This is a genomic window from Bacillus sp. JJ783 (assembly GCF_036963225.1).
GTDB classification, from domain to species: Bacteria; Bacillota; Bacilli; order Bacillales; family Bacillaceae_G; genus Bacillus_A; species Bacillus_A cereus_U.
Genome location: NZ_JBALMG010000200.1, coordinates 1 through 10,016 on the forward strand (window position 1 = coordinate 1; position 10,016 = coordinate 10,016).

Sequence of the window (10,016 nt, forward strand, 5' to 3'; positions counted from 1 at the left end):
AATAAAAGGGAAATACATATACACTATGTATTTCCCTTTTATTTTGTAGAGGATAACTTTAGATAATCATTCATGTGTTCAAAACTCGGCCTGCAAGTTGGATTAATTAATGCCTCATAACAAGAAAAGAGTATATGTCTTTCGGTAGATATCTATAATAACCCATATGAAACACAACAACGAAAAAGGTGAATGTATGGACTCTTTTCATAAATGGTTACGAGGTGAAAAATCTTTTTCTACGCAGGACCAAGCTGACGATGTATTAAACAGTACGGTTTCTTCTTCTATATCTACAAACCTAGAGCAATTATCTAAACTATTTAGCGGAATTCCAGAGTTAGTAATTAGAAATTTCCCGTTAAAAAATGGACAAGAGGCCGCTCTAGTGTATATGGAGGGATTAGTGGATAAAACTGTTATCAATACGGATGTTTTACGACCGCTCTTATTTCAAGAGTGGAATGAACAAGAGTTTTGGGAGTCGTCCATTTCTATCGGGAAAATCAAGAAGGTTGAAAAATGGATAGAAATTGAGCAGGCTATTTTACATGGTAAAAGCATTTTGTTTATTGATGGCCAGTTAACAGTGTTAGAGCTAGACACGCAGGGGGCACCTAAGAGGGGTATTCAGGAACCAACAACAGAAACTGCATTGAAAAGTTCACACGAAGGTTTTACGGAAGTAGCTAGCGAGAGTATTGCTCTTATTCGACGATATATTCCAAATCGTGAATTGAAGGTGAAAGAGTTCACTGTTGGAGAGCGGGCAACTTCGAAGGTGTTTATGTTGTATTTAGCAGATGTTACAAATGAAACAGTCATTCGAGAAATGGCGAGTCGTATAAAAGCAATCAACATAGATGCTATTCTTAGCACCGGTACGTTAGAGGGGCTTGTTGAAGATAATTCGTATACACTATTTCCGCAATTTTCTATAACTGAACGCCCAGATACGACTTCACATCATATTTTGGAGGGGCGAATTGCGATTGTTGTAGATCGCTCGCCAGGTGTGTTAATTGGTCCGATGACTTTTTCATCATTTTTTCAAACGATAGATGATTACAGTTTAAGGCCAGCTATCGCCTCATTTACACGTATACTTCGTCTCACAGGATTATTTATTGCAATTTTTGCTCCGGCTCTATATATCGCTATGATTTCCTTTCATTATGAAGTGCTTCCTCTCAAATTGCTATTAACGATTGGGGAATCACGTGCCAAAATTCCGTTTCCACCTATTTTAGAAGCTTTATTAATGGAATTAGTTCTTGAAATGCTCCGCGAAGCGGCTATTCGGCTTCCTGGTCCGATAGGGCAAACGATAGGTGTTGTCGGCGGGATTGTAATTGGGCAGGCAGCGGTACAAGCAGGAATTGTAAGTAATGTTATGGTAATCGTCGTCGCAATTACAGCGATTGCATCTTTCATCATCCCTAATTTAGAAATGTCAGCAGGAGTTCGTTTAATTCGATTTCCGATGATGGTTATCTCTTCTATATTTGGCATCATCGGGATTATGGTAGGGATGACAATAATTATAATTCATTTGCTTTCTTTAGAATCACTCGGAGTTCCGTATAGTAGCCCTGTGTCTCCACTACGTATTTCCGATTTGAAAGACGCATTTATTCGCTTCCCGCTAAAGGTGATAAAGAAACGACCGTTATCTCTTCAGCCTAAACAAGTAAATCAGCAAGGAGATATGAGAGAAAGAGGGGACAAGAAGTGAAGACAGGTGTAAAACAGGAGATATCTTTACTACAATACATTTTAACGATTAGCGGTGTGCAAGTCGGATTTGGTTTGTTGACACTTCCAAGGGAGGTAGCTCAGGGAGCAGGGACGGATGGTTGGATTTCAGTTATTATGGGATGGGCGATAACGACGGTAGTGAGCCTTTGTATTGTAAAAATTATGGCTAAACATCCAGGAGATACTTTACTGAATGTGCTGACACGCTATTTAGGGAAATGGCTAGGGAAAATAGGGATGATAATTTGGATTTTATATTCATTGCTTGCAGCTATTTCTTTAGTATTTTCTCTTTTATATGTTATTCGTATATGGATTTTGCCAAGAACTCCTAGTTATTTAATTTTGATTTTATTAACTATTCCTATGTATATGTTGGCTCGTGGAGGGGCGCGAATTATAAGCCGCTATGCGGTCTTTCATTTTTTCTTTACACTTTGGATGCCGCTTTTATTATTTATTCCCCTTAAAGATAGTCATTGGATTTATCTATTGCCACTTTTAAAGGAAGGGTGCATGCCAGTTTTTCACACTGTTAAATCAACAATTCTTGCTTTTCTCGGATTTGAATTTGCATTTGTCCTTTATCCTTATTTAAATGATAAACAATCGGCCGGGAAAGGTATTATTATAGCTAATGCTATTACGTTGTTAATATATCTTCAAGTTACCCTCGTTTGTTTTGTTTATTTTGGTCCAGACGGGATAATGAAATTTTTATGGCCAACCCTTTCGTTAATTACACCGCTTCATTTCTCATTTATTGAACGGTTTGAAATAATATTTTTGTCGTTTTATCTTTTTATTGTTTTCGATTCTTGTATTCCATACATTTTTACCGCGGCGGATGGAGTGAAGCAACTGTTTCATAAAAAAGAGGGGTCAATGTTTATTTTGATTCTACTTTGTGCGTGTGTTTTGTTTTGGGTCTTCTATACACCGTCGTCTTATCAAATAGATGGGTTAAGGGAATTGTGGGGGATAACTAGTTATTTCGTTGCTGTTCTTTTTCCGGTTGTGTTTTTATTGTACATAACTGTCTATCAGCAGTGGAAAAGGAGGAAGAACTAAATGCAGCGGTTTACTAAGTTTACGATGATCGGTTTTCTATTAGTATTTATGACAGGTTGTGGGGATCGGCTTGACTTAGAAAAACAGTCCATATCGTTAGTTTACGGTTTTGATATGGATGAACAAGGGAAAATGATTGTTTACGACTTAACGCCTAACTTTAATGAAGATGTTGAAAAAAAGTATGAAGTGCATGAAGCGCGAGTGAATACACCAAGGGAAGCGAAAGAACAGTTTAATAGCTCCAGTAAAGGGTTAGTTTCTACTGAAAAATTACAATTAATATTATTAAGTCAAAAGTTTTTACAACAAGAAGGGGCGATGCCTTACCTTGATGTATGGTATCGTGATCCGAAAAATACAGGAAATATGCGTATTGTCACTGTAAAAGGATCAGTTTCTTCTATAGTACATAATGATTTCAAAGATAAGCCGACTCTTCCTGAATATTTGACTGATTTAATTGAGACGAATAAGTTGTACAATCGTACAGCTGTTGCTACATTTCATGAATTCCATCAACAAACGTTTAATAAGGGAATAACACCTGCAATTTCAGAAATAAAAGAAGGGGAAAATGAAATTATAGTTACTGGTTCTGCGCTTTTAACGAGCGGTGGAATGTATAAGATATCTTTAAATCGTCATGAAAGTGCGCTACTTCTTATGCTGAAAAAGAAAGTGAATTCGCCAGTTTCTCTTACAATGCCTATTTATGCTAAAAGAGTGGAAACCGACAGCTCTCTTAGAAATTCAAAAGAGAAGGACTTTATAACGATAAATGTTCAAGATATAAAGCGGGATCTTTCAACTCGTTACGATAGAAATCATTTTGTTTTCAATATAAAGCTGGATCTCAAGATAGCTATTGCTGAGCGAACATTTGATGTAAATATGAGGAAAGATAAAGGAGAACTAACTGCACTTATTACGAAACAGTTACATAAAGATTTCAATAATCTTATACATAAAATACAAAGTGAGAAACTAGATCCATTTGGATTTGGTGATTATGCACGTGCTTTTCAATACAAGCATTGGAAAAAAGTCGAAAATGATTGGCCAAATGCATTCTCAGAAGCAAGTGTTACAGTAACACCCGTCGTGAAAATTTTAGAAAATGGGATTATTAAATGATTTCAATTTATAACAAATAAAGGGCAGTAAAGTAACTGTTAAAATATTGTAGCCGCCATTTTTAGGATTTGATTTTGCCTAATAGGAAATTCTATTGATAGCAAAGTCTTTACCTCATTTTTGTTTTAGAAAGGAGAGAAGTGGATGGATTCAATATGGCTAGAGTATGCTTGGGCATTATTAATTTTAATTGGATTAGAAGGATTGTTATCGGCGGACAATGCCCTTGTCCTAGCGGTTATTGCGAAACACTTACCCGAAGAACAGAAGAAAAAAGCTATAAATTACGGAATCATTATGGCCTTTGTTTTTCGATTTGCAGCCCTGTTTGCGATTTCATTTATTGCAAATGTTTGGCAAATACAAGCAATAGGAGCAGCCTATCTTCTTTATTTAGGACTGAAACATGTCATTCAGGCGCAATTCGGAAAAGACAATCAAAATATTCATGAGGACGATGAAAAGGAAGCGGCAGGTAAAAGCTACTGGTTCACGGTAGGAAAGATTGCATTAGCTGATCTTGCTTTCGCGATTGATTCAATATTAGCCGCAGTTGCTCTTGCTCTGGGGCTTCCGGATTCACCACTTGACGATTTCGGAGGTATGGATGGAGGACAGTTCATTGTTGTACTTCTTGGAGGAATTGCCGGACTTATTTTAATTAAATTTGCGGCAACTTGGTTTGTGGGGCTTCTTGAGAAACGGCCAGCATTGGAAACAACGGCATATGCGATTGTTGCTTGGGTTGGTGTCAAATTAGCTGTAATTACACTGGCTCATGAGGATATTGGTATTTTAGACCATGATTTTCCGCACAGTACAACTTGGACGTTGATCTTCTATGGAGTATTAGTTGCGATCGCACTAATTGGTTGGTTTGCACCGGGAAATAAGTCAGCCGAAAATAATCCCGAAAGGTAATAAAAGGGTCAGAGCATTATGTGCTTTGTCCTTTTTAATGATAATTATATTGTGTATTTTTCGATTTAACGCTATAATTACAGTGTTAAAGATGGAATCGTGATATGACCTGTTATGAATCTATCATTTTATTTATGAATAAATGGATTGGTATTTTAGCAAGATGTGCTAATGAACTACTCCACCATGATGATAACGTGCCAAAAATGTGGTGCGTATATTTTCGTGGTGGAGTTTTTTTTATTCTCAAAAAGGGGGAGTAACCATGAACGACAGCATGGTTCATATTACAATTGACGGCAAAGAGTATAATGCTGAGCCTGGTTCAACTATACTAGGCATTATTAATGAGAACGAAATTGAACATCCACAAATTTGTTACGTGCCGGAAGTGGATCCTATTCAAACGTGTGATACTTGTATTGTAGAAGTGAATGGAAAGCTAGTGCGATCGTGTTCTACAGTAGTGACGAGCGGTATGAATATTGAGTTGTCCTCTATTAGTGCAAAGGCAGCACAACATGAGGCGATGGACCGTTTACTAGAAAATCATTTACTTTACTGTACGGTATGTGACAACAATAACGGGAATTGTAAATTGCATAATACGGCAGAATTAATGGAAATTGAGCATCAAAAATATCCTTACGAACCAAAAGTTGATACAGGCGAAGTTGATATGTCCCATCCATTTTATCGCTATGACCCGAATCAATGTATTGCGTGCGGTCAATGTGTAGAGGTGTGTCAAAACTTACAAGTAAATGAAACGTTATCTATTGATTGGGAGGCAGAGCGCCCACGTGTTATTTGGGACGAAGGAGTAGATATTAACGATTCTTCATGTGTAAGCTGCGGTCAATGTGTAACAATTTGTCCTTGTAATGCATTAATGGAGAAATCGATGCTTGGTGAAGCTGGATTTATGACTGGGCTGAAGCCGGATATTATGGGGCCTATGGTCGATCTTATTAAAGAGGTTGAACCTGGATATAGCGGTATTTTTGCTGTGTCAGAAGTAGAAGCTGCAATGCGCGACACTCGTACGAAGAAGACGAAAACAGTTTGTACGTTTTGTGGTGTAGGTTGTTCGTTTGAAGTATGGACGAAAGGGCGCGAAATTTTAAAGGTGCAACCAACTTCTGAGGCACCAGTTAATGCAATTTCTACTTGTGTAAAAGGAAAATTCGGTTGGGATTTCGTTAATTCTGAAAAACGACTTACGAAACCTTTAATTCGTAAAAATGGAGTGTTCGTTGAATCAACTTGGGAAGAAGCGCTTCATGTAGTGGCGAATAAATTGGGCTCTATTAAAGAAGAGTACGGTAAAGATTCTATCGGCTTTATTTCTTCTTCTAAAATTACGAATGAAGATAATTATGTTATTCAAAAATTAGCGCGTCAAGTGTTCGAAACGAATAACGTTGATAACTGCTCACGTTATTGTCAATCACCAGCGACAGATGGATTGTTCCGTACAATTGGTATGGGCGGAGATGCAGGGACGATTAAAGATATCGCACAATCGGGTCTTGTTATTATCGTCGGCTGTAATCCAACAGAAGGTCACCCAGTATTAGCGACTCGTGTGAAACGTGCGCATAAGCTTCACGGTCAAAAACTAATTGTTGCAGATCTTCGTAAAACTGAAATGGCAGAGCGTTCAGATATCTTTATTAGTCCAAAGCAAGGAACAGACCAAGTATGGTTAATGGCTGTTACGAAATATATGATTGATCAAGGTTGGCACGATCAGCAGTTCATCGACGAGAATGTAAACTTCTTTGAAGATTTCAAAGATAGTCTTGCGGAATATACGCTTGAATATGCAGAAGAGATTACAGGCATTTCAAAAGAAACGCTCGTTAAAATGGCAGAAATGATTCGTGATGCAGATGGTACGTGTATTCTTTGGGGAATGGGCGTAACGCAGAATACTGGTGGTTCAGATACTTCCGCTGCGATTTCAAACTTACTACTTGCAACAGGAAATTATCGCCGTCCAGGTGCTGGTGCATATCCGCTTCGAGGTCATAACAACGTACAAGGCGCTTGTGATATGGGAACACTTCCGGGCTGGCTTCCAGGATATCAACACGTTACTGACGATGTAGAACGTGCGAAATTTGAAATAGCTTACGGAGTGAAAATTGATAACAAACCAGGTCTTAATAACATTGAAATGCTTCACGCAATTGATGAAGGGAAAATGAAAGCTATGTATCTTGTTGGAGAAGATATGGCCCTTGTAGACTCTAACGCAAATCATGTACATGAAGTGTTATCAAGTCTTGAGTTCTTTGTCGTTCAAGATGTGTTCCTTTCTAAAACAGCTCAATACGGTGATGTAGTATTACCAGCAGCGCCATCTCTTGAGAAAGAAGGTACTTTTACAAATACAGAACGTCGTGTACAAAGATTATATCAAGTGCTTCCGGCGCTAGAAGATGCGAAACCAGACTGGTGGATCGTACAGGCAATTGCTAATAAGTTAGGTGCAAACTGGAACTATAATCATCCAAGTGAAATCTTTGCTGAAATGGCGAGTTTATCACCACTATTCGCACACGCAAACTATGAAGTGCTTGAAGGGTGGAACAGTTTCCACTGGGGAAGTTTTGATGGAACGAATACGCCGCTTCTATTCAAAGATGGATTTAACTTCCCAGACAAAAAGGCTCGTTTTGCGATAGCTGATTGGGTACGTCCTGCTGAATTCCCAGCAGAATACGATCTTCACATTAATAACGGTCGTATGCTTGAACATTTCCATGAAGGGAACATGACAAATAAATCAACTGGTATTCAATCGAAAGTACCAGGTGTTTTCGTCGAAGTTTCTCCAGAATTGGCAAGGGAACGTGGAGTGAAAACTGGTTCGTTAGTACGCCTTGTTTCCCCATTTGGAGCACTTAAATTACGTGCACTTGTAACGGATCGTGTAAAAGCGAATGAACTGTATTTACCGATGAACTCGACGGATAAAGATTCGGCAATTAATTTCTTAACAGGTCCTGCTGTTGACTTACGTACAAACACGCCTGCATATAAACAAACGAAAGTACGTATGGAAGTGTTACAAGTAGAAGGTGAAAATCCGATGCCAAAAACGAATCCACGTAATAAAAAGCGTCATCCTCAAAACGGCATTGAGGTAAATCGCAAGTGGGCTCGTCCAGGATACGTACATTTAACGGATAACTAGGGAGGAGAAAAGAATATGGCGGCACCTATTCAAGCGATTCAGAAGCAGGAGCTAACTGAGGAAGAACTCAAACAACAAAAACTCGAAGATTTAAAAGAACTTCTAGCGAATAATGAAGAAGCTTTAAATCAAATGTTTAATATAGTAGGTGAACTAAATGACATTGGGATGCTGGAAGCTGCAAATTCTATGCTGAAAGCGAAAGAACCAATCGCAAAAATTGTTCTAGGGCAGGTCACTCGTGAACCAGTTACAAATTTAATTAATAATATGATGGGCGCTGCAGGAGCTTTAACAGAACTTGATCCGGAACTTACGAAAAAGCTTGTAGGTAGTTTATTAGTAGGGCTGGAAGAAGGTAATGAGCATCTACAAAGTAATAAAAAAGTTGGGGTATTCGATCTTATGAAAGTACTAAAGGATCCAGATATTAATCGTGCTATCGGATTTGGTCTTCATTTCTTAAAAGGTATGGGTAAAGGGTTAAAAGAAGAATAGATAAGCAACAATAATAGTATTTCATATGTTGTTTGTGTACTTGAGATAATTGTACAAGATGATCCATTTCGTCTCATTATTAAATAGTTTAGGCGAAATGGTTATTTTGTTAAAATAGTTGTGATGGAATAACTAGGAAGGAATGAGAGTATGTCAAAAATGGTGCATGAATTTAATGATATGATCCGAAAGCTTCGAAAGGATTTATTCGGAAAAGGGCCGGAGCGAATTCATACTGTATTTGCTGAAAATATGGCGATTGCTACACTTTATGGGAATTTGACACCTACTGAGAAATTTATTTCGGGAACGATGGATGGTGCGGAAATGGTTCATATGGCTCGAACGAAAATGATTCAAGAAGTGTATGCTGTTAATTCTCGTGAGCATTTAGAGGAACTTGTTGGAGCGAAATTAGTTCATCTATTTTCTGATATGAAAGTGGATGAAGATATTGCAGTTTCGGTGTTTGTCTTTGATAAAAATATAACGTGAGAGAAGGATACTCATCGTGAAATCGATTCAGGTGGAACGGGGAATTTTTAAATATGAGCAAGGGGAATTCAAGCATATAGAGGATAGCATTGTAACAGAGTTTCCTGTAACGGTTAAAATTAACGGCCAGGAATTTGTTACAATGGTTAGTACTCCAGAGTATATTGAAGATATGGTAATTGGCTTTTTAGCCTCTGAAGGCATTATCCGAAAGTATGAAGATATTGATGAAATATGGGTGCAAGAAAAAGAAGGCTATGTACATGTAAAAACGACGAAAATCAATCCTTATTATCGTGACATGCAAAACAAACGTTATATTACTTCGTGTTGTGGAATGAGTAGACAAGGGTTTGTTTTCGCAAACGATGCGCTGACTGCGAAAAAAATGAATGATATTCGCGTAAAGATCTCTGCCGAGGATTGTTTTCGGTTAATGAATGATATGCAGGAATCTGCGTCTACGTTTCAACATACAGGCGGCGTTCATAATGCAGCTTTATGTGATGTGAGTGGAATTGTTTTAAGCCGCATGGATATAGGAAGACATAACGCTTTAGATAAAATTTACGGCTATTGCTTAAAAAATAACATTTCGATTGGTGATAAAATTATTGTCTTTAGCGGACGTATCTCTTCTGAAATTCTATTAAAAGTTGCGAAAATTGGCTGTGAAGTAATATTGTCAAAATCCGCTCCAACTGAGTTGGCATTAGAGCTAGCGGAGCAGTTAGGGATTACGACAGTAGGTTTTATTCGTAATAAATCTTTAAATGTATATACGCATCCAGAGCGGATTGTAAATATAAAATAAGTAGAAACGAGGCAATAAATATGAAATCTGTCACATTAGACAAATTAGATCGTCCTTTAAAGGATTTACGTATTTCTGTTACCGATCGCTGTAATTTTCGTTGTAGATATTGTATGC

At 37.8% G+C, this 10,016-nt stretch carries 9 protein-coding genes and 1 pseudogene; all 10 read left to right on the forward strand.

Annotated elements, in window-relative coordinates; all coding sequences use genetic code 11:
• The first annotated feature begins 196 nt into the window (after nt 1–196).
• Nucleotides 197–1,735 (forward strand): spore germination protein, encoded by a 1,539-nt coding sequence (locus V7038_RS27900; RefSeq protein ID WP_199692791.1) that lies wholly within the window; start codon nt 197–199, stop codon nt 1,733–1,735.
• Nucleotides 1,732–2,829, forward strand: a complete 1,098-nt coding sequence (locus tag V7038_RS27905; protein WP_335695966.1) for an endospore germination permease — start codon at nt 1,732–1,734, stop codon at nt 2,827–2,829. Before V7038_RS27900 ends, V7038_RS27905 begins: the two co-directional genes overlap by 4 nt.
• Nucleotides 2,830–3,966 (forward strand): Ger(x)C family spore germination protein, encoded by a 1,137-nt coding sequence (locus tag V7038_RS27910; RefSeq protein WP_199692769.1) that lies wholly within the window; start codon nt 2,830–2,832, stop codon nt 3,964–3,966.
• Between the two features lie 144 nt (nt 3,967–4,110).
• A complete protein-coding gene (locus V7038_RS27915) occupies nt 4,111–4,887 on the forward strand; it encodes a TerC family protein (protein WP_002202537.1) in 777 nt (258 codons plus the stop codon).
• Nucleotides 4,888–4,991: 104 nt separating this feature from the next.
• Nucleotides 4,992–5,184, forward strand: a pseudogene (locus V7038_RS27920) (hypothetical protein).
• Nucleotides 5,153–8,092, forward strand: a complete 2,940-nt coding sequence (fdhF, locus tag V7038_RS27925; RefSeq protein WP_335695967.1) for a formate dehydrogenase subunit alpha — start codon at nt 5,153–5,155, stop codon at nt 8,090–8,092. The pseudogene V7038_RS27920 and the gene fdhF overlap by 32 nt, the downstream one beginning before the upstream one ends.
• A gap of 15 nt (nt 8,093–8,107) precedes the next feature.
• Nucleotides 8,108–8,590, forward strand: coding sequence for a DUF1641 domain-containing protein (locus V7038_RS27930; RefSeq protein ID WP_070139056.1), 483 nt, complete (start codon nt 8,108–8,110; stop codon nt 8,588–8,590).
• A gap of 150 nt (nt 8,591–8,740) precedes the next feature.
• Nucleotides 8,741–9,085 carry a DUF2294 domain-containing protein gene (locus tag V7038_RS27935; RefSeq protein ID WP_002168730.1) on the forward strand — a complete coding sequence of 115 codons (345 nt, stop codon included), beginning with the start codon at nt 8,741–8,743 and terminating at the stop codon, nt 9,083–9,085.
• Nucleotides 9,086–9,101: 16 nt separating this feature from the next.
• Entirely contained in the window at nt 9,102–9,899 is a 798-nt protein-coding gene (gene fdhD, locus V7038_RS27940) for a formate dehydrogenase accessory sulfurtransferase FdhD (protein ID WP_070139057.1), read from the forward strand.
• Between the two features lie 20 nt (nt 9,900–9,919).
• The coding region (locus V7038_RS27945; protein ID WP_335695968.1) for a hypothetical protein at nt 9,920–10,016 on the forward strand (97 nt) is incomplete at its 3' end.